The sequence below is a fragment of the Brachybacterium sp. SYSU DS0246 genome (assembly GCF_059391765.1).
On the sequence record NZ_JBZXYT010000004.1, the window covers coordinates 41,873 to 58,608 of the forward strand.

The window sequence follows — 16,736 nt, forward strand, 5'->3', positions numbered from 1 at the left end:
GACTCCACTGTGCCCGGCCGGGCCCGGCCGGTCCACTTCGCGGGCGCGCAGGTCACATCTCGTTCGGGAGAACGACAGACAGGGCCGTGGGGGTCCGGGTAGACAGGTGCCATGACGACGCACTCGGAGGACGAGGCCCCGCTTCCGCACAGTACGAGCTCCGCACCCGAGCCCGGCGCTCACACCGACCCTCAGCATGGCGACACTCAGGCCGGAGCACCGGGTCATGCGCACGGCGAGGGAGGCGGCACGCTGCTCGGCCGATGGCAGGGCCTCGCACTGCTCGTGGTGCTCCTGGCCGCCGCCACGATCGGATTCTCCTCCCGGGGCGTGAGCACCCCGGTCGGCGCCGATGCGAGTTCGGACGTCTTCAGCGCTGCGCGGGCGAGCGAGGCCGCCGCGCCCGCGGTCGCGGAGCCTCGGCCCGTCGGCTCCGATGCCGATGCCGAGGCCCACGCCCTGCTCTCGGACCGTCTGGCCGAGCTCGGCTTCGAGACCACCACGCAGGAGTCGATCGGCGCCCGGACGGTCCCCGGTGCCGATACCGACACGGGCGCCGGCTTCGGCTCGGCGGGCTACACCCGCAACCTGGTCGCGACCCGACCCGGCACCGATCCCACGGGCACCATCGTGCTGGGAACGCACATCGATTCGGTGCCCAATGCGCCGGGGGCGGCCGATGCCGGGGTCGGGCTCGCCGTGATCCTCGAGACCGTCCGCGCCCTGGGACCCGAGGCGCAGCGCAACGACCTCGTGATCCTCCTGGTCGACGGCGAGGAGCCCGGCCTGCTCGGCTCGCAGGCCTTCGTCGACGCGCACGCCGGCGACCTCACCGAGCCTGTCGTGGTCCTGAACCACGAAGCCCGCGGCGTCTCCGGTCGCCCCACGGTGACGCGATCGAACGGGCCCATGCACCCGGTGTACGGCGCCATGCCGCATCCCGAGTTCGAGTCCCTCACCGGCGCCCTGTTCGAGTTCATCCCCAACGACACCGACTTCACCGTGTACCGCGAGGCGGGCTGGTGGGGCATGGACATGGCGATCACGGACGACTCGTGGGCGTATCACAGCCCCCAGGACGACGCCGCCCATCTGGACCGGGGCACCCTCCAACACTACGGCGACATGACCCTGGCGCTGACCCGGGACCTGGCGCAGCGGGATCTCGGCGCGCTCGAGGAACGGGCCGGGGAGCAACCGGTCCAGACCACCGCTCCGTGGGGGATCATCGCCCTGCCACCGGCCGCGGTGGGCGTCATCAGCGTCCTCGCCCCCATGGCGCTGCTGGCGGCCGTGCTGGTGCGGCGCCGGCGCGGCGAGCTCACCCTTCCCGGCGTCCTGGGCGGCGTGCTCGCGGGCCTGGTGGCGGTGATGTTCGGCGCCGGAGCCGGGGCGCTGCTGTGGGAGGCGGCCGCCGCAGCGAGCCCCGAGATGCTCTCGCAGACGACGTGCGAGCCCGTCCGCGCCGAGCTGTTCTTCGTCGCCGAGCTGATGGCCGCTGCGGCCGTGGTGGCGGGCGCGTGGGTGCTGGCACGGATCCTCATCACGCGCCAGGCACTCCTCCATGGCGCGGCGATCACGATGCTGCTTCTGCTGACCTCTCTCGGCCTGCTCCTTCCCGGTCTCGGGATGGCCATGATCCTGCCGGCCGCAGTCGCCGCGATCGGGGCGCTGGCCGCGGTGCTCCTCCCGCCCGCTGTGGGACTGGTGGTGCGGGCGGTGGCGCTGGTGGTCGTCGGCTGGACGCTCGGCGCGCAGATCTCGGCGCTGATGGAGTTCGGCATCGCCTCCTCGGCCGGTGGGCTGGCCGGGACCACGATCCTGACCGTGGCGGCCGCCGCGCCACTGTTCCTGGGTCGCCGGGTGCGGGCGCGCCACCGAGCTCGGCGCCCGCACCGCGTGCTGATCCCCGTCCTCCCGGCGGTGCTCGCGATCGGGCTGACCCTCGGAGCCTCCGCCGTCACCCTCGCCTCCCCGGAGCCGATCCAGGAGCGCGTCACCGCACATGTGGACGGGGCGAGCGGGCAGACGACCTGGGAGGCCACCGGCACCACCGACTGGGGTGAGCAGCTGGACGGGACGACCGCGACCACCGAGCTGGAGCCGCTGACGTACGACCTGCGGGCCGACACGGCCGACGGGAGGACGGACGCGGAGCTGACCATCACCGCGCCACGGGACGCCTCCGAGTTCCTGCTCGTGCCGGAGGAGGGGACGCTGACCGACGTCACGGTCGACGGGACCCCCGTCCGTGCCGACGGCGGCCTGGGTGAGGTCCGCATCGTCGGGGTGCGCGCGGGGCAGACGATCACCATCGAGTTCTCGCTCGCCGCCGGCGCCGAGCTGACGGTGCGCGAGACGATCTTCGAGCCGTCTCTCGCCGGTGGCTGGACGGAGCCCGCGGAGGACGTCTCCCTCGTGCAGCCCCACGTCACGGTGAGCTCCACGATCCGGACGAGCTGAACAGGGCATCGAGAACACCAGGGCGACTCTGCACGCGGCATCGCGAGAACTCCGGTCCCGATCCGGTCATCGTCCGTGGGCCGGCCTCACCCTCCCAGCGGGACGGCGCCCAGCACCTCGTGCAGCGGACCACCGGAACGGCCCTGCCCGAGGCGGGAGGTGACCAGCTCGATCTCGTCGGTCCGCCACATCGGCCCGCGGTAGACGGAGAGCGCATGGACGGCGTCGGCGAGCATCACCTGCGTCGGATCCGGCTGCGGCGGGTCCCAGCGCGAACGACGGCGGCGCGCTCGCGGTGCCCGGGCGGAGACCCGTGCGACCGTGAGGTGGGCCCGCCGGCGCTCACGATCCTCCTCGCCCAACAGCTGTTCGCTCAAAAGGGCGCCGAGACGATCGACCTCCCCGCCGACCCCGATCCACAGCGTGCGGCTGCTGAACGTCCCCGCCCCGGAGAGCTGCAGATCCATCGGCTCGTGCCGCGCGGCCACCTCGGCGAGCGAGGCCAGGGCCTCATCGACCGCCCCGTCGGGCAGGTCGGGACGGAAGGCGAGAGTCAGATGCCACTGGGCGGCGTCTCCCCAGCGCAAGGAGAGTCCCGTCCGCGACCGCACCTCGTCCAGTGCGGAGGCGAGATGGTCCAGGGCATCCGGTGAGGGCCGGATCGAGACGAAGACCCGCATCATGCGGCCGGCGGGAAGCTCTCCCTGGCCGCCTTCGCGATCCGTGCCAGCTGAGCACGGTCCCCGATGGCCCCCAGCACGCCGCCGAGGCCGGGGATCGCCTTGCCGAACAGACGCACCGAGCGCAGGCCGAACTTGCGCAGGATCCGCCCGCCGATGGCGCCGGCGACGGCGGACTGAGGACTGGTCGGCAGGCGCTTGGCGACGGTGCGCGTGGCGACTCCGGCGACCGGACCGAGCCCGACGTTCTTGAGCACGTCCCCGGATTCCTCGCCCATCAGCGCTGCCAGGACGCGGACCCGGACGTCCTCGTCGTCGACGTCGTACCCGCGCACCACGGCGATGGCGCCGACCATGCGGGTGGACTGGACGTAGAACTCGACCACGTTGGTCGGCAGCAGGATGGGGAGCGTGAAGATGCCGCCGAGACCGGTGAGGAAGCCCGCCACGGTCACGCCGCGGCGATGGCGACGCACGATGCGGCGGATCGCGACCTCCGGGCGCTTCCGCCCCCGGCCGCGCTGCGCCCACCGGGCGATGTCCTGCGCCGAGGAGTAGCTGAGCTTGCCGTCCAGTCCGATGTCGCGGAACGTCTCGACCAGGCGCTGGAGCGCTCCACCGCTCGCGTCCGCGGCGGCCGGCTCGCTCTCGGCGCGAGGACCTCTGCGGGCCTCCTTCAGCGCCTGACGTGCCGTGCTGGTGGTCCTGCGGTCACGGCGCAGCATTCCGAGGATGCCCACGGCGAATCCCTCCTCGTCTCGTCTCCGGCTGCCCGGACGGGCGCCCATCGCGTGCGGCCATCATGCCGTCGTCGGGCGCTGACGGCGACACGTCCCGACCATTCGGTGCGGCGGGCCGGGGCCCTCGGCGCCCACCATGGCCCGGGACCACCGATCGCGCGGGTCGCCCTGAGCACTGACGTGATGGACCTCCTGGCCGACACCGCTCGCAGGTGCGCCCGTCCGTGAGCCCCTGGTCGTAGGCTCGAGGCACCATGCAGCAGAAGCTCTATCGAGACGATGCGATCGTCCTGCGCACCCACCCCTTGGGCGAGGCCGATCGCATCATCACGCTGCTGACCAGGCGCCACGGCAAGGTGCGTGCGGTCGCCAAGGGCGTGCGCCGCACCGGCAGCCGCTTCGGTGCCCGTCTGGAGCCGTTCAGCCTCGTCGACCTCCAGCTGCACGCGGGCAAGAATCTGCACACCGTCACCCAGGTCGTGACCATCGAACCGTTCGCCGTGGCGATCAGCGCGGACTACGGCCGCTTCACCGCCGCCAGCGCCATGCTCGAGACCACCGACCGGCTCACCGACGAGGTCGTCGATCCCAGCCAGCGCGGTTTCCTGATGCTGGTCGGCGCGCTGCGCGCGATGGGGGAGGGCCGGGTCGCACCGCCCCTGGTGCTGGACTCCTTCCTCCTGCGCACCCTCGCCGTCTCCGGGTGGGCCCCCGAGCTGCGGATGTGCGCCTCCTGCGGCGCTCCCGGCCCGCATCACGCCCTGGACGTCCGCGCGGGCGGGCTGGTCTGCACCGGGTGCCGCCGTCCCGGGGCGATCGCGGTGCGGCAGTCGGCGATCGAGCACATGATCTTCCTGCTGGCGGGGGACTGGGAGAATGTCGTCCCGGCCGAGGACACGGTGGCCCACGAGGCCGGTCGCCTGATCAGCGACACCGTGACCTGGCACCTGGAGCGTTCGGTGCGCTCCCTGAGCTACGTCGAGCGCTGAGCGCGTCCGCGCGAGAGACCCTGGAGGAGACCTTATGCCCGGCGCATCCGAGCGCGGAGGCGAGCAGCCGTTCGAGCACCCCAGCGGCGCGCAGCCCCCCGATCTGCCCGCACCCACCATCCCCGCCCACGTCGCAGTGGTGATGGATGGCAACGGCCGCTGGGCCAACCAGCGCGGACTGCCGCGCACCGCCGGTCACGAGGCCGGCGAGGCCGCACTGCTGGACGTCGTCGCCGGCGCTCTCCAGATCGGCGTCACGCACCTGTCCGCCTATGCCTTCTCCACGGAGAACTGGAAGCGGTCCCCCGACGAGGTCCGCTTCCTGATGGGCTTCTCGCGCTCGGTGCTGCGCCGCCAGCGGGACACCTTGAACTCCTGGGGCGTGCGGATCGTGTGGATCGGCCGCGCGCAGCGGCTGTGGGGCAGCGTGATCCGGGAACTCCAGGAGGCCGAGCAGCTCACGCGCGAGAACACCCGGATGACGCTGTACATGTGCGTGAACTACGGGGGCCGCGCCGAGATCGTCGACGCCGTGCGCGCCGTCGCCGAAGAGGCACGCGCCGGCCGGCTCAGCGGGCGCGGGATCACCGAGAAGACCCTCACCAAGCATCTGATCGACCCCGGGATGCCCGACGTGGACCTGTTCCTGCGCACCAGCGGGGAGCAGCGCACCTCGAACTTCCTGCTGTGGCAGTCGGCCTACGCGGAACTCGTGTTCGTCCCGGAGCTGTGGCCCGACATCGACCGCCGGGTCCTGTGGCGGGCGATCACGGAGTACGCGCGCCGCGACCGCCGCTACGGGGGAGCGATCGATGCGCTCGCGGCCGACGAGCCCCCGGCGGGCGATGGCACGTCGACGGGATCCGCGCCGGCTCGGTCCTGACTTCGCCCGCTGCTCAGCGCATCCCATCGGTCCCCTCAGCGCATCCCGTCGGAGCCCTCGCCCGTATCGACCGCCGCCTCGTCGGGGTCTGCGCCCACCTCTGCGGGATCGGCTGCCCGGCGCCCGCGCGCGCGACGTACCAGGACGAGGACGCCGGCCGCGAGCGCGAGCAGCACCACGGCGGCGACCCCGGGGCTGCGCAGGAACAGCTCGACCCACAGGAACAGCGCGGTGAGGCCGACGGTCGCGTAGACCACCGCCCATGCGAGCCCGCCGATGGCCAGTGCGGGCAGGTAGCGACGCAGCGGCATCCCGGTGAGCCCGGCGGCGGCATTGGCGGCCGTCTGGAAGCCGACGGTCAGGAAGCTGATCGCCACGACGGGTGCGCCGCGGCGGTTGACGATGCCGATGGCGCGGACCACGCGCGGACGGCGCAGCAGATCAGCGACGCGACCGCGGTCCGCGAGCCGGTTCGCACCGCGGCCGAGGGCATAGGTGCCGCCGGCGCGCAGAAGGATCACCAGATAGAGCAGAGCGATCGCCGGCAGCAGCGGCAGCGATCCGATCCACTCCATCATCTGCTCGGCTCCGTCATCGGGGTCATCGGGCCCGCTGCGTCATGAGGTCTGCGCCATCATCAGGTCGCCCTCATCCGGAGACGGCCCGGTCCGCGGGAGCGTGCTCGGTGCACAGCCCGAAGACCTCCAGCGTGTGGTCGAGGTCGGTGAAGCCGTTCCTGCCGGCGATCGAGGTCATGGCGGCCTCGAGCTCGGGAGCGAGGAACTCGACGGTGCGCCCGCATTCGCGGCACACCAGATGGTGATGGTGGCCGCTGTCGGCGCACTGGCGGTACAGCGCCTCGCCGTCATCGGCGACGAGCACGTCGAGGCTGCCGGCCTTGCTCAGCGCCTGCAGATTGCGGTACACGGTCGCCAGGCCGACGGTCTCCCCGTCGGCCTTCATCTGCTCGTGGATCTGCTGGGCGCTGCGGAAGTCATCCTGTCGCGAGAGCGTCTCGAGGATCGCGGCACGCTGGCGGGTGTTCCGTTGCATCCCTCCATTGTCCCTGATCCGGTTCGGGACCTCCATCCCGACGTGATCGGACGGACTCATCCGCGCGCTGCGTCCATCGCCTCGGGCTCCGGCGGCGCGGCGGTGAGGTCGCGATTCCGCCGTGAGCGGGCGGTACCGCGGGCCCCGGCGATGACGAGGCCGACCGCGTAGACCGCGATGGTCAGCAGCACGATCACCCCGCCCGGCGGGAGATCCACGTTCACGGTGATCAGCAGGCCGCCCAGAGCGCACGCGACGGCGATCACCATGGCGGTGCGCATGGTGCGGGCAAAGCCCACCACCAGGTTCTGTGCCGCCGCGACGGGCACGATCATCAGTGCCGAGACCATCAGGGCGCCCACGATGCGCATCGACAGCGTCACGGTGAGAGCGGCCATGACCGCGACCAGAATGTTCACCAGCCGCACCGGCAGACCGGATGCGCGGGCGAACTCCTCGTCGCTGGTGACCGCGGAGAGCAGACCGTTCAGACCCAGCCCGATGGCCAGGACCACCACGGCCAGCGCCACGGCGATGGTGACGTCGGGCAGGGTCACGGTCGACAGGGACCCGAACAGGTAGCCCATGAGGTTCTGTGACGTGCCACCGGCGAGCTGGATGATCACCACACCGCCGGCGATGCCCCCGTAGAACAGGATCGCCAGGGCGACGTCGCGACTGGTGTGGCCGAACTCCCGCACGTACTCGATGGCCAGCGCCCCGATCACGGAGGCGGCCAGCGCGCCGGGGATCGCCAGCAGATCGGCGGGGGTGGCGGCGACCCACGCGCCGACCAGCCAGCCGACGGCGACACCGGTCAGAGCCACATGGCCCAGGCCATCGCCCAGCAGCGACAGACGCTTCTGGACCAGGAAGGTACCCACCACCGGGGCGGTCAGACCGATCAGCACCGCGATGATCAGCGGGTACCGCAGCACGTCGTAGGTAAGGATGTCGAGCGGAGAGATCATGCGGGGTGGATCTCCTGTCCGAGGCACTCGTCGATCCGGTCGATCGGGCCGGTGTGGTCGTGACCGGGGTCCAGCTCGGGGCGCTGCGCCTCGGGCCCGTCATGGACCACGCGCCCGTGGTCGAGCACGACGGCGCGGGTCAGCTGGTCCTCCAGGGCACCGGTCTCGTGCAGGACCACCAGGATGCTGGTGCCGCGGGCGGAGAGCTCCCGGAACAGGCCCGCGATCAGATCCTGCGTACCGACGTCGATGCCGGCGAAGGGCTCGTCCAGGACCAGCACCTCGGGGTCGCGCACCAGGGCGCGGGCGATCATCACGCGGCGGCGCTGACCGCCGGACATGCGGGTGATCGGCCGGTCGACGAGGTCGACCAGACCGACCGCCTCCAGCGCCCGCTCGATGCGCGGATCGCGGCGACGGAGGAACCACGAGCGCGATCCGAGCAGGCCCGTGGCGACGGTCTCGCGCGCCGTGGCCGGGATGGAGCCGGCCGCCGGATTGTCCTGCGGGACGTACCCGAGACGATCATGCGAGGCCCGCTTGCGCACGGACTGCCCGAACAGGCGCACGGTGCCGGCCTCCAGCGGCAGCACCCCGAGCACGGCGCGCAGCAGCGTCGACTTCCCGGAGCCGTTGGCACCCAGCAGCGCGACCAGTTCACCCCGGTCGAGGCGGAGGTCGACGTCGTGGAGGACGCGGTTGCCGCCGAGAGCGACCCGCGCGCCCCGGACCTCGACCACCGGGTCCAGAGCGCCGGCGGGTGCCGGCGAGTCCGTGGCGGCCGTCATGACCAGCTCTCGACGAGCTTGCGGCTGTTCTCGCGCATGACCTGAGGATAGTCGGCGTCCTCGGAGAGCTGCGTGGCGAGGTTGTCGAGCTCCTCCGCCTCGACGCCGACGTTGTCGGCAAGGGTCTGCGCGACCTTCGGGCTCGCCGTGGTCTCGAAGAAGATCGTGGTCACGCCGGCCTCGGCGATGACCCCCTCGAGCTCCAGCAGCCGCTGCGGCGAGGGCTCGGTCTCCGGATCGATACCCGTGATCCCCACCTGGGTGAGATCGTAGCGATCGGCGAGATAGGAGAAGGCCGTGTGGCTGGTCACGAAGGTGCGTTCGCCGTCGGCGGCACCGAAGCTCTCCGCGAGCTCCGCATCGAGATCCTCGAGCTCGGTGCGGACCGTCTCGGCGTTGGCGGTGAACGTCTCGGCGGCCTCCGGAACGATCTGCCCGAGACGCTGGGCGAGGGCGTCCGCGATGTCGGCCATCCGTGCGGGGTCGTGCCAGAGGTGGGGGTCGTCCCCGGCGATGCCGTGGTCATGGCCGTCACCGCCCGCCTCGGCGCCGCCCTCGTCGCTCGAGCCCGAGCCCGCTGCCTCGTCGTGCTCGCTCCCCTCATGCTCGTGCTCGTGCTCGTGGCCCTCGTCGGCCGAGAGCATCGAGACGACCGTGGAGACGTCCAGCACGTTCTCGTCGCCATGGGAGCTGATCGCATCGTCCAGTGCGGTCTGCAGCCCGGGGATCTGGACGACGAGGGCCGCCTCCTGGATCTCGATGACCTGCTTGGGGGAGAGCTCGATGCCGTGTGCATCGGCCCCGGGCTTGGCCAGCTGGACGATGTCGATCTCTTCGCCGCCGATCCGGTCGAGGAGGTACTCCATGGGGTAGCACCCGGCCACCACCACCGGCGCCGTGGACCCTTCGCCGCCGGCCCCGCAGGCCGCGAGAGCCCCGGCGCCCGCACCGAGGCCGGCGAGGGCGAGGACGGAGCGGCGGGACGGACGCAGGGCGGAGCTGTGCAACATGACAATCATTCTCACCAGCGGCGGGGCGGGAGGCAAGTCGCGCCACGCCCTGCGGCCCCGTTCGTGCCCACGATCACACCGGGACCGGGCCCGGTGCAGGTCGGCCGAGGCCGCCCCAGGGCCTCCCGCGCGCGGCCACGCCGCGACCTGGCTATCCTGGGGCGGACCATCTCACCCGTCACCAGGAGTCTCCCCGTGGCCAAGGCCCCCGCCAGCACGCTGGACAACGTCATCGCACTCGCGAAGAAGCGCGGCTTCGTGTTCCCGGCGGGAGAGATCTACGGCGGTACCCGCTCCGCGTGGGACTACGGTCCGCTCGGCGTGGAGATCAAGGAGAACATCAAGCGCCAGTGGTGGCGCACGTTCGTCCAGTCGCGGGCGGACATGGTGGGCCTGGACTCCTCGATCATCCTGCCCAAGCGCGTGTGGGAGGCCTCCGGTCACGTCAAGACGTTCACCGATCCGCTGGTGGAGTGCAAGAGCTGCCACAACCGGTTCCGCGAGGACCATCTGCTCGAGGCCTTCGAGGCGAAGAAGGGGCGGGCGCCCGAGGGCGGCCTCGCCGAGGTGCCCTGCCCCAACTGCGGCACCCGCGGGGAGTTCACCGAGCCCCAGCAGTTCTCCGGGCTGGTCAAGACCTACCTCGGCCCCGTCCAGAGCGAGGCCGGGCTGCACTTCCTGCGGCCGGAGACGGCCCAGGGCATCTTCGTGAACTTCCTCAACGTCGTGGGCGCCACCCGCCAGAAGCCGCCCTTCGGGATCGGGCAGGTCGGCAAGGCATTCCGCAACGAGATCACCCCCGGCAACTTCATCTTCCGCACCCGCGAGTTCGAGCAGATGGAGATCGAGTTCTTCACGCCGCCCGCGGAGGCCGACCAGCATTTCGAGACCTGGGTCGAGGACTGCTGGAACTGGTTCACCGACCTCGGGATCTCCGAGGACAACCTGCGCCGATTCGACGTCCCCGAGGACGAGCGGGCCCATTACAGCGCGGGCACGATCGACATCGAGTACCGCTTCGGCTTCTCCGGCAGCGAATGGGGCGAGCTCATGGGCATCGCCAACCGCACCGATTTCGACCTCGCCAGCCACACCGAGGGCTCGGGCACCAAGCTGCAGTACTTCGACCAGGCGTCGAACGAGCGCTACACGCCCTACGTCATCGAGCCCTCCTTCGGTCTGACCCGCTCGATGATGGCCTTCCTCGCCGACGCCTACGCCGAGGACGAGGCCCCGAACTCCAAGGGCGGTGTCGACAAGCGCACCGTGCTCAAGCTCGACCCGCGCCTGGCTCCGATCAAGGCCGCCGTGCTGCCCCTGTCCAAGAGCGAGGACCTCGTCCCGCGTGCCACCCAGCTCGCCGACCAGCTGCGCAAGCACTGGAACGTCGAGATGGACGTCACGCAGGCGATCGGTCGCCGGTACCGTCGCCAGGACGAGATCGGCACCCCGTTCTGCCTCACCGTCGACTTCGAGACCGCCACCGATCAGGCCGTCACGATCCGCGAGCGGGATTCCATGTCCCAGGAGCGCGTGGCGCTGGATCAGGTGGAGTCCTACCTCGCCGCGCGGCTGATCGGCGCCTGAGGGCGCCCGGCGTTCCCCGCGACCCATGACAGCCGGCGGCGGTGCGGAGCTCTCGCAGGCGTACTTCGAGGATCTCGTCCAACCGCTGCTGACCCGTCATGCTCCTCAGCTGGGGTACGCCGCCGCCCGGCTCGGCTCGGGCTCCGACGTGCTGGGCTTCGATGATGCCCAGTCCCGCGACCACGACTGGGGTCTTCGTCTGACACTGCTGGTCGAGGGCGACCGGGCCGATCCGATCGACGCCCTGCTCGAGCGCGAGCTGCCCAGGACCTGGCGCGGACATCCGACCCGTTTCGCGACGACCTGGGACCCGCAGGTCCGTCACCGGGTCGAGGTGGCCTCGGCCGCCGACTTCGCGCGCTCCCGGCTCGGTCTCGACCCGGCGCGAGGACTCACCGTCGTCGACTGGCTCTCGCTGACCGGACAGTGCGTCCTCGAGGTCACCGCCGGGCCCGTCTTCCACGACGGCACCGGCGCCATCTCCCGGATCCGCGAGACCCTGGCCTGGTATCCGCGCGATCTCTGGATCTACGCCGTGGCCGCCGACTGGTCGCGTCTGGGCCAGGAGTTCCCCGACGTCGGCCGCGCGGGCCTGCGGGGCGACGAGGACGGGTCGTCGGTGATCGCCGCTCGCCACGTGCGCACCATGCTCCACCTCGCGCATCTGCTCCACCGGCGCTGGCCGCCGTACGGGAAGTGGCTCGCCCGCTCGGCCGCGGGGCTCCCGGGTGGAGGAGCTCTCCGCATCGCCGTGCACGAGGTGCTGAGGGCGCGGGACTGGCGCACACGCCAGAGCGCCCTGGCCGACGCCGTCGAACTGCTCGCAGCGGCCCAGGGCGAGATCGGGCTGCCGACGCTGCAGCCGGCGACCGAGGCGTTCTTCGAGCGCCCGCATATCGGGGTGCGCGGCATCCCCGAACTGCTCGGGGAGACGATCACCGATCCGGCCGTGCAGGCGCTGCCGGCCGGCGTCGGCACCGCCGAGCAGATCAGCGACAACGTGACCGTGCTGGTGGACGCCGCCGCCCGGCGCCGCCTCGTCGGCGGCTGAGGCCGACGCTGCCCGACGCTCTCTCGTCAGCGGCGGACCCTCTGCTGTGCGCTGATCAGCGCACGACGGATCCATCCTCGTGCCGCCGCCGGCGGGATCAGGCTGGTCCCATGACACCCATCGCAGCCCCTCCACGACTCGAGACCACCCCCGATCCGGCCCCGCCCCAGGGGCTGGGCGACCTCACCGCGACCCGCCTCCTCCACCACCGGATCCTGCTGCTGGACCGTGAGCTGGATCAGGACAACGGCGCCCGGCTCAGCGCACAGCTGCTGCTGCTGGCCGCCGAGGACCCGCAGCGCGACATCACCCTGCTCATCAACTCCCCGGGCGGACTGGTCCCCGCCATGCTCGCCATCGGCGATCTCATCGACCTCGTCCCGTGCGACGTGCGCACCGTCGCGCTGGGGATGGCCTACAGCGCCGGGCAGTACCTCCTGACCCACGGCACCCCCGGCAAACGCCTGATCCTGCCCCACGGCAGGGTGCTCATGCACCAGGGGTCCGCCGGGTTCGCCGGCAGCGCGGCGGACATCGAACTGCAGGCCGAGGATCTGCGGCGCGGCCGCGATCTGCTGATCGCCATCACGGCGGAGCGCACCGGACAGAGCGAGGAGACCATCGCGGCGGACTCCGAGCGGGACCGCATGTGGGATGCCGCCGGCGCCGTCGACTACGGGTTCTGCGACCGCATCGTCACCTCCCTCGAGGACGTGCTGCCGATGGGAGTCCCGGCCCGCACCGCCCCGTCGCTCGGCCTGACCAGCGCCGTCCCCTCCACGTATCAGGGTCCGGCCCACGGAGGCGCGCGATGAGCAGCTACACCATCCCCAGCGTCGTCGAGCGCACCGGTGCCGGCGTCGAGCGCAGCGCCGATGTGTACTCGCGCCTGCTCTCGGACCGGATCATCTACGTGGGCACCCCCATCGACGACGGCGTCGCCAACACGGTCATCGCCCAGATTCTCCATCTGGAGAACGACTCGGCCGACGCACCGATCCACCTCTATCTCAACTCCAGCGGCGGTGAGGCGCAGGCGGTGCTGGCCATCTACGACACCCTGACCTACGTGCGCAGCCGGGTGGCAGTGACCTGCGTCGGCCAGGTGGTCGCGGCGCCGGTGGTGCTGCTGGCCGCCGGGACGCCGGGGCTGCGCTGGGTGCTGCCGCACACGCGGGTCGTGCTGCACCCGCTGGAGGCGCAGGGGCGCGGCGCCGTGCCGGACCTGATCCTGGCGACCGAGGAGGTCGAACGGATACGCCGCGCGCTCGAGGCGCTGATCGCCGAGCATTCCGGACGCTCCCTGGACCAGGTGCGCCGGGATCTGGAACGAGAGCAGGTGCTCGACGCGGAGGCGACCGTCGCCTACGGACTGGCCGACGAGGTGCTGATCAGGCGGCCGACAGCACGGTGAGGCCGGCGCCGGCGGTCCGGCCGTCGCCGTCGAACCGGATCTGCCGGCGCCCCGGACCGGAGAGCGAGGAGAGCTCGAGCCGCACCGGCTCCGCCGCGGCGAGGCCGGTGACCGCGGCGCCGTCGGCCACTCGCAGCAGCAGATCGGGAACCGTGAGGGCAAGGGCGCCGGTGATCGCGGCGAGCATCTCGGAGGAGGGGTCCTTGCGCCCCCGCTCCACGTCGGACAGGTGCTGCATGCTGATGCCGGCGGCATCGGCCACCTGCGCGAGCGTGCGGCCCTGACGCGTGCGCTCCTCGCGGAGCGCGGCGCCGACCAGCTCGCGCAGCAGAGGTTCCAGATGCCCGTCCATGGCCCGAGGCTACGCCGGACTCCTCCTCGCCGCCGCGTCCTCTGCTGAGAGCGGAAACCAGAGCTCTGCGGCCCCTGCCGTCGGCCTCCGCCACTGTCCTCGCCGCCCCCGCATCCCGGACCCTCCCCAGCCCGGTTCGATGCACATCACCCCCATCCACCCTCCCCGCCGGCACGGCCAGGTGGGACAATCAGTCCGATGACCACCCTCGACGCCTTGCATTCCGGGAGCGGGCATGCCGTGACCGTGCCCGCTGCGACGCCATCGACCGTGCCTGCCGATGGCCCGACCCGCCGCGCCCTGACGATCGGACCGCACACGATCGACACCCCGGTGGTGCTCGCGCCGATGGCCGGGATCACCAACATGGCCTTCCGCCTGCTGTGCCGCGAGTTCGGGGCCCTGCACAGCGAGCACGACGGGGGACTGTACGTCTCGGAGATGGTCACCACCCGCGCCCTGGTGGAGGATCACCCGGAGTCGTGGCGCCTGGTGACCATGGGCGAGCGGGAGACGCCGCGCTCGGTGCAGCTGTACGGCGTGGACCCCGCCACGGTCCGCCGGGCGGTCGAGATGCTGCGCGAGCGCGACCTCGTCGACCACATCGACCTCAACTTCGGCTGCCCGGTGCCCAAGGTGACCCGGCGCGGCGGGGGAGGCGTGCTGCCGTGGAAGACGGAGCTGTTCACCCAGATCGTCCGCGGCGCCGTCGAGGCCGCCGGGCCCGACGTGCCCGTGACCGTGAAGACCCGCATCGGCATCGACGACGAGCACGTCACGTACCGCGACGCCGGGCTCATCGCCCAGGAGGTCGGGGCGGCCGCGATCGCCCTGCACGGCCGCACCGTCGTCCAGCATTACTCCGGGACCGCCCGCTGGGACGCGATCTCCGATCTCAAGGAGCTGGTGACCGACATCCCGGTGCTCGGCAACGGCGACATCTGGTCCGCCGAGGACGCACTGACGATGATGGAGCAGACCGGCTGCGACGGCGTCGTCGTCGGCCGCGGCTGCCAGGGACGGCCCTGGCTGTTCGCCGACCTCGCCGCGGCCTTCGCCGGTCGACCCGACCGCATCCGCCCCTCGATGGGGGACATTGCGAGGATCCTGCGCCGGCACGCGGAACTGCTGGTCGAGTTCTTCGAGGACGAAGGCCGCGCCCTGCGCGACCTGCGCAAGCACGTGGCCTGGTACTTCAAGGGGTACCCCGTCGGCGGCGAGATGCGCCACCGCCTGGCCACCATGGAGTCGCTGGCCGACCTCGACGCGAAGCTCGCCGAGCTCGATCTGGACTCCCCCTACCCCGGAGAGGCCGTGGAAGGCCCGCGCGGCCGGGCCGGCAGCCCCAAGCGCGCCGTCGTGCCCCAGGGGTGGATGGAGTCCCGCGCGATGACCACCGACCACGCCGAGCGGCTGCACGAGGCCGAGCTCGACACCTCGGGGGGCTGAGGGGATGACCACGCCCGCGGGATACACCGAGGCCGACCTCGAACGCTGGGTGAACGAGTCCGCCAAGTCCCAGGCGCGCACGCCGTTCCAGCGTGACCGCGCCCGGGTGCTGCACTCCTCGGCGCTGCGGCGGCTCGGGGCGAAGACGCAGGTCCTCGGCGCCGGCGCCAACGACTTCGTGCGCACGCGCCTGACGCATTCCCTCGAGGTCGCGCAGGTGGGCCGGGACATCGGTCTGGAGCTGGGCTGCGACCCCGACGTGGTCGACGCCGCCTGCCTCTCCCACGACCTCGGCCATCCCCCCTTCGGCCACAACGGCGAGAAGGTGCTGGCCGACCTCGCCGCCGATTTCGGAGGTTTCGAGGGCAACGCCCAGACCCTGCGCCTGCTGACCCGCCTGGAGCCGAAAGTCATCGGGGAGGAGCGCCCCTACGGGCTCAACCTCACCCGGGCGAGCGTGGACGCCGCGATCAAGTACCCCTGGGCCCGCGGACAGGGACCGGACCCGGACTCGCCCAAGTTCGGGGCGTACGCCGACGACCTCGACGTCTACGAATGGGCCCGCCGGGGCGCCGTCCCGGGCCGCAAGTGCTTCGAGGCGCAGGTCATGGATCTGGCCGACGACATCGCCTATTGCGTCCACGACATCGAGGACGCCGTCACCGGACTGACCCTGGACCTCGCGAAGCTGCAGGAGCCGATGGAGCGCTCCGCGGCCCTGTACGTGGTCCAGGACTGGTACATGCCCGATGAATCCATCGGCGCGCTCGACGCCGCCCTGCAGCGCCTCGAGGCCGAGCCGTACTGGACGCCGTCGTTCACGGGCACGATGCGCTCGGCGGCCGCTCTGAAGAACATGACCAGCCAGCTCATCGGGCGGTTCACCCGCTCGGTCGTCACCGCCACCCGCACCGCCCACGGCGAGGAGCCCATCGCCCGCTACAGCGGGGAAGCCGTGGTGCCCGAGCAGACGCACCTCGAGATCGCCGTGCTCAAGGGGCTGGCCGCTGCCTACGTGATGTCCTCGGCCACCCAGCAGCCGGTCTACGAGGCGCAGGAGGAGATCATCCGCGACCTGTACTCGCGGCTGTGGAACACCGGCACGGTGTATCTCAGCCCGCTGTTCGCCGAGCTGTGGGAGGCTGCCGGCGACGACGACTCCCGTCGACGCGTGGTCGTCGATCAGATCGCCTCCTACACGGACGTCACGGCCCGGCGCCTGCACGAGGTGCTGTTCGACCGGGAGCTCACGCATGTCACCGCAGCGGACACCCCGCTGCCCGGACTCGGATCGGAGCTGTGATCG

At 71.7% G+C, this 16,736-nt stretch carries 17 protein-coding genes; 9 read left to right on the forward strand and 8 right to left on the reverse strand.

Annotated elements, in window-relative coordinates:
- The first annotated feature begins 111 nt into the window (after positions 1 to 111).
- The gene (locus tag AC5020_RS02935) at positions 112 to 2,463 is read left to right on the forward strand and encodes a M28 family peptidase (RefSeq protein WP_464987159.1); all 2,352 of its coding nucleotides are present in this window, start codon (positions 112 to 114) and stop codon (positions 2,461 to 2,463) included.
- An 86-nt stretch (positions 2,464 to 2,549) separates the two neighbouring features.
- Here the strand turns inward: AC5020_RS02935 and thpR are convergent, their stop codons facing one another.
- Both thpR and AC5020_RS02945 read right to left on the reverse strand, forming a co-directional pair.
- Complete coding sequence (gene thpR, locus AC5020_RS02940) at positions 2,550 to 3,146, reverse strand: RNA 2',3'-cyclic phosphodiesterase (RefSeq protein WP_464987160.1); 597 nt, start codon at positions 3,144 to 3,146, stop codon at positions 2,550 to 2,552.
- Positions 3,143 to 3,883, reverse strand: coding sequence for an EcsC family protein (locus AC5020_RS02945; RefSeq protein WP_377016830.1), 741 nt, complete (start codon positions 3,881 to 3,883; stop codon positions 3,143 to 3,145). The genes thpR and AC5020_RS02945 overlap by 4 nt, the downstream gene beginning before the upstream one ends.
- 254 nt (positions 3,884 to 4,137) lie before the next feature.
- Here AC5020_RS02945 and recO point away from each other — a divergent pair, with 254 nt between their 5' ends.
- Together recO and AC5020_RS02955 are read left to right on the forward strand one after the other, a co-directional pair.
- Positions 4,138 to 4,872, forward strand: coding sequence for a DNA repair protein RecO (gene recO, locus AC5020_RS02950; protein WP_377803541.1), 735 nt, complete (start codon positions 4,138 to 4,140; stop codon positions 4,870 to 4,872).
- Positions 4,873 to 4,906: 34 nt separating this feature from the next.
- A complete protein-coding gene (locus tag AC5020_RS02955; protein ID WP_464987161.1) occupies positions 4,907 to 5,755 on the forward strand; it encodes an isoprenyl transferase in 849 nt (282 codons plus the stop codon).
- A 35-nt stretch (positions 5,756 to 5,790) separates the two neighbouring features.
- Here AC5020_RS02955 and AC5020_RS02960 read toward each other — a convergent pair whose 3' ends face one another.
- From AC5020_RS02960 to AC5020_RS02980, 5 genes are all read right to left on the reverse strand, one after another.
- Complete coding sequence (locus AC5020_RS02960; RefSeq protein WP_377793982.1) at positions 5,791 to 6,333, reverse strand: DedA family protein; 543 nt, start codon at positions 6,331 to 6,333, stop codon at positions 5,791 to 5,793.
- A gap of 70 nt (positions 6,334 to 6,403) precedes the next feature.
- Positions 6,404 to 6,808 (reverse strand): Fur family transcriptional regulator, encoded by a 405-nt coding sequence (locus tag AC5020_RS02965; protein ID WP_377016839.1) that lies wholly within the window; start codon positions 6,806 to 6,808, stop codon positions 6,404 to 6,406.
- 56 nt (positions 6,809 to 6,864) lie between these two features.
- Positions 6,865 to 7,779, reverse strand: coding sequence for a metal ABC transporter permease (locus AC5020_RS02970; RefSeq protein WP_464987162.1), 915 nt, complete (start codon positions 7,777 to 7,779; stop codon positions 6,865 to 6,867).
- The gene (locus AC5020_RS02975) at positions 7,776 to 8,567 is read right to left on the reverse strand and encodes a metal ABC transporter ATP-binding protein (protein WP_464987163.1); all 792 of its coding nucleotides are present in this window, start codon (positions 8,565 to 8,567) and stop codon (positions 7,776 to 7,778) included. The genes AC5020_RS02970 and AC5020_RS02975 overlap by 4 nt, the downstream gene beginning before the upstream one ends.
- Complete coding sequence (locus AC5020_RS02980) at positions 8,564 to 9,577, reverse strand: metal ABC transporter substrate-binding protein (RefSeq protein ID WP_377016845.1); 1,014 nt, start codon at positions 9,575 to 9,577, stop codon at positions 8,564 to 8,566. Before AC5020_RS02980 ends, AC5020_RS02975 begins: the two co-directional genes overlap by 4 nt.
- Positions 9,578 to 9,772: 195 nt before the next feature.
- On the opposite strand from AC5020_RS02980, the gene AC5020_RS02985 reads away from it, so the two are divergent.
- The 4 genes from AC5020_RS02985 to AC5020_RS03000 all read left to right on the forward strand — a co-directional run bounded on the left by AC5020_RS02985 (position 9,773) and on the right by AC5020_RS03000 (position 13,629).
- Positions 9,773 to 11,164, forward strand: coding sequence for a glycine--tRNA ligase (locus tag AC5020_RS02985; RefSeq protein ID WP_464987164.1), 1,392 nt, complete (start codon positions 9,773 to 9,775; stop codon positions 11,162 to 11,164).
- A gap of 25 nt (positions 11,165 to 11,189) precedes the next feature.
- Entirely contained in the window at positions 11,190 to 12,215 is a 1,026-nt protein-coding gene (locus AC5020_RS02990; RefSeq protein WP_464987165.1) for a DUF4037 domain-containing protein, read from the forward strand.
- 110 nt (positions 12,216 to 12,325) lie between these two features.
- Complete coding sequence (locus AC5020_RS02995; RefSeq protein WP_464987166.1) at positions 12,326 to 13,030, forward strand: ClpP family protease; 705 nt, start codon at positions 12,326 to 12,328, stop codon at positions 13,028 to 13,030.
- The gene (locus AC5020_RS03000) at positions 13,027 to 13,629 is read left to right on the forward strand and encodes a ClpP family protease (RefSeq protein ID WP_377803534.1); all 603 of its coding nucleotides are present in this window, start codon (positions 13,027 to 13,029) and stop codon (positions 13,627 to 13,629) included. The genes AC5020_RS02995 and AC5020_RS03000 overlap by 4 nt, the downstream gene beginning before the upstream one ends.
- Here the strand turns inward: AC5020_RS03000 and AC5020_RS03005 are convergent.
- Positions 13,607 to 13,981, reverse strand: a complete 375-nt coding sequence (locus AC5020_RS03005) for a helix-turn-helix domain-containing protein (protein WP_464987167.1) — start codon at positions 13,979 to 13,981, stop codon at positions 13,607 to 13,609. The genes AC5020_RS03000 and AC5020_RS03005 overlap by 23 nt on opposite strands.
- 198 nt (positions 13,982 to 14,179) lie before the next feature.
- On the opposite strand from AC5020_RS03005, the gene dusB reads away from it, so the two are divergent.
- Together dusB and AC5020_RS03015 are read left to right on the forward strand one after the other, a co-directional pair.
- Complete coding sequence (dusB, locus tag AC5020_RS03010) at positions 14,180 to 15,430, forward strand: tRNA dihydrouridine synthase DusB (RefSeq protein WP_464987168.1); 1,251 nt, start codon at positions 14,180 to 14,182, stop codon at positions 15,428 to 15,430.
- Between the two features lie 4 nt (positions 15,431 to 15,434).
- Positions 15,435 to 16,733 carry a deoxyguanosinetriphosphate triphosphohydrolase gene (locus AC5020_RS03015; RefSeq protein ID WP_464987169.1) on the forward strand — a complete coding sequence of 433 codons (1,299 nt, stop codon included), beginning with the start codon at positions 15,435 to 15,437 and terminating at the stop codon, positions 16,731 to 16,733.
- The last annotated feature ends 3 nt before the right edge of the window (positions 16,734 to 16,736 follow it).

Bases quoted from the DNA above. Each gene is read 5' to 3' on its own strand.
- recO (WP_377803541.1), top strand. From the start codon at position 4,138: ATGCAGCAGAAGCTCTATCGAGACGATGCGATCGTCCTGCGCACCCAC.
- AC5020_RS02980 (WP_377016845.1), bottom strand. From the start codon at position 9,577: ATGTTGCACAGCTCCGCCCTGCGTCCGTCCCGCCGCTCCGTCCTCGCC.
- AC5020_RS02975 (WP_464987163.1), bottom strand. From the start codon at position 8,567: ATGACGGCCGCCACGGACTCGCCGGCACCCGCCGGCGCTCTGGACCCG.
- AC5020_RS03000 (WP_377803534.1), top strand. From the start codon at position 13,027: ATGAGCAGCTACACCATCCCCAGCGTCGTCGAGCGCACCGGTGCCGGC.
- AC5020_RS02990 (WP_464987165.1), top strand. From the start codon at position 11,190: ATGACAGCCGGCGGCGGTGCGGAGCTCTCGCAGGCGTACTTCGAGGAT.
- AC5020_RS02935 (WP_464987159.1), top strand. From the start codon at position 112: ATGACGACGCACTCGGAGGACGAGGCCCCGCTTCCGCACAGTACGAGC.
- AC5020_RS03015 (WP_464987169.1), top strand. From the start codon at position 15,435: ATGACCACGCCCGCGGGATACACCGAGGCCGACCTCGAACGCTGGGTG.
- thpR (WP_464987160.1), bottom strand. From the start codon at position 3,146: ATGATGCGGGTCTTCGTCTCGATCCGGCCCTCACCGGATGCCCTGGAC.
- AC5020_RS02965 (WP_377016839.1), bottom strand. From the start codon at position 6,808: ATGCAACGGAACACCCGCCAGCGTGCCGCGATCCTCGAGACGCTCTCG.
- AC5020_RS02970 (WP_464987162.1), bottom strand. From the start codon at position 7,779: ATGATCTCTCCGCTCGACATCCTTACCTACGACGTGCTGCGGTACCCG.
- dusB (WP_464987168.1), top strand. From the start codon at position 14,180: ATGACCACCCTCGACGCCTTGCATTCCGGGAGCGGGCATGCCGTGACC.
- AC5020_RS02955 (WP_464987161.1), top strand. From the start codon at position 4,907: ATGCCCGGCGCATCCGAGCGCGGAGGCGAGCAGCCGTTCGAGCACCCC.
- AC5020_RS02960 (WP_377793982.1), bottom strand. From the start codon at position 6,333: ATGATGGAGTGGATCGGATCGCTGCCGCTGCTGCCGGCGATCGCTCTG.
- AC5020_RS03005 (WP_464987167.1), bottom strand. From the start codon at position 13,981: ATGGACGGGCATCTGGAACCTCTGCTGCGCGAGCTGGTCGGCGCCGCG.
- AC5020_RS02995 (WP_464987166.1), top strand. From the start codon at position 12,326: ATGACACCCATCGCAGCCCCTCCACGACTCGAGACCACCCCCGATCCG.